The sequence below is a fragment of the Myxococcota bacterium genome (assembly GCA_035498015.1).
Lineage (GTDB): Bacteria > Myxococcota_A > UBA9160 > SZUA-336 > SZUA-336 > VGRW01.
This window is the reverse complement of the sequence record DATKAO010000127.1, coordinates 1-2042: the sequence shown is the minus strand read 5'-3', so window position 1 is coordinate 2042 and position 2042 is coordinate 1. Positions and strand designations below refer to the sequence as shown.

3 protein-coding genes are annotated in these 2042 nt (G+C 72.6%); 2 read left to right on the top strand and 1 reads right to left on the bottom strand.

Translation table 11 applies throughout. The features are described from left to right. The coding region (locus VMR86_11380; GenBank protein HTO07641.1) for a 3-oxoadipyl-CoA thiolase at positions 1-207 on the bottom strand (207 nt) is incomplete at its 3' end. A gap of 39 nt (positions 208-246) precedes the next feature. Here VMR86_11380 and VMR86_11375 point away from each other — a divergent pair. Further along, entirely contained in the window at positions 247-1656 is a 1410-nt protein-coding gene (locus tag VMR86_11375) for a lipase maturation factor family protein (GenBank protein ID HTO07640.1), read from the top strand. Positions 1657-1777: 121 nt separating this feature from the next. Beyond that, on the top strand, positions 1778-2042 hold a 265-nt coding region (locus tag VMR86_11370), incomplete at its 3' end, for a hypothetical protein (GenBank protein ID HTO07639.1).

Sequence of the window (2042 nt, the reverse complement as noted above, 5' to 3'; positions counted from 1 at the left end):
CAGCAGCACGAATTCGCCCTGGCCCGAGACGTTGCCGAGGCCGATGTCCTCGACCATGCGCCCGCGGACCTTCGGGTTGCGCTGCAGGAGCGCGCGCACGACCTGCGCGCCGGCTTCGTCGAGCCGCGTCGCGACCAACTTGCCGCGGCCGCCGCGCGCGAACGGGGAACGCACGCCATCCACCAGCACCACCTTGCGAAGCTCCATGGGTCTCTCCTCTTCGGGCCACCCTTGTACCATGCCGGCGTGCAGCGAGTCGCCGGTCTGTTCCTGCGCCTGCTGGGCGTCGTGTACCTGTGCGCGTTCGCGTCGCTCTGGGTTCAGCTCGACGGGCTGATCGGGTCGCAGGGGATCGCGCCGGCGAGCGCGTTGCTGGCGCTCGCGCGCGAGCGGCTCGGCGCCAGTGCGCCGCTCGCTTTGCCGACGCTGCTGTGGCTCACCGGCCCCGGGGACTGGGCGCTGCACGCGCTGTGCGCAGCCGGCGTCGTCGCCGCGCTCGCGCTCCTCGCACGCCGCGCGAGCTTCTGGGCCGCCCTCGCGGCTTGGGTCGCCTACCTGTCGCTCGTCAGTGTCGGCGACGTGTTCCTCTCGTTCCAGTGGGACATGCTCCTGCTCGAGTCCGGGGTCGTCGCCCTGTTCGCGGCGTCGCGCGAGCCGCGGCTGGGCGTGTGGCTCGCGCGCGCGCTCCTGTGGAAGCTGATGTTCCTGTCGGGCGCGGTGAAGCTCCTCTCGGGCGACCCCACCTGGCGCGATCTGTCCGCGCTCTCCTACCACTACTGGACTCAGCCGCTGCCGATCCCGACCAGCGCGTGGGCGGCGGCGCTGCCCGACTGGAGCCAGCGCGCGTCCACGTTCGCGACGCTCGCGATCGAGCTCGGCGCGCCGTTCGCGCTGCTCGGGCCGCGGCGGGTGCGGCTCGTTGGACTCGGCCTGCTCGTCGGACTGCAGCTCTTGATCGCGGCGACGGGCAACTACGGGTTCTTCAACCTGCTGGCGCTCGCGCTCTGCGCGACCTGGCTCGGCGGCGGCGGACCCGAACCCGCGGCGCCGGGCCCGCACGCACTCGTGATCGCGCGCCGGGTCGCGGCCGGCGCGCTGCTCGCGGCGAGCGCGATCGTCGCCGCTGAGCGCCTCGCCCCCGAGGGCCGTCTCCCCGAGGCGCTCTACGCGCTCGTCGAGCCGCTCGCTCCGCTGCGCAGCGTGAACTCGTACGGCCTCTTCGCGGTGATGACCACCGAGCGCCCCGAGATCCTGCTCGAGGGCAGCCGCGACGGCGTCGAGTGGAAGAGCTACGCGTTCCGCTGGAAGCCGGGCGCGCTCGACCGCGCGCCGCGGATTGCCGGTCCGCACATGCCGCGGCTCGACTGGCAGCTCTGGTTCGCGGCGCTCTCCCGCTGCGAGCGCCAGGGGTGGCTGCACGCGTTCCTGCGCCGCCTGCTCGAGGGCTCGCCGCCCGTGACTCGCCTGCTCGCGAGCGATCCGTTCGACGGTGAGCCGCCGCGCTATCTGCGGGTGACGTCGGCCCGCTACCACTTCGCGACCGGGAGCGACTGGAAGAACGGCGCGTGGTGGACCCGCTCGGAGCCGGTGCCGTACTGCCCGCTGCTCACCCTGCGCGCCGGCAAGCTGGCGCTGGCCGACGAGCTCGCTCCCTGAGGCGCGCTTGCGAAGCGAAGCTGCGCACACACGAATGCGCAACACCGCGCGCGGGGGTAGGGCCGCGACTACAGGGCAGCCCGCGCGGGGCCGATCTTCACCAGACGAGAGGTAGGACCCCATGCCGACAGTCCCGTCGATCAAGGGCTCCGTCTTCGCCGGTCTGGTCGAGGACATCCAGAAGCTCCTTGCCGCCCAGCGCCTGAAGGAGAGCGAGCTCACGCGCTGGCTCAAGCCGAAGGACAAGGAGCACCTCGCCGCCAAGGCGATCCAGGCGCACGAGTGGTACGACATCCGCAGCTACGACCGCATGAGCCTGCTGCTGCGCGACGTCGAAGGCGGGGGCAGCAACGAGTACCTGCGCAAGCGGGGCGCGCGCAACGCCA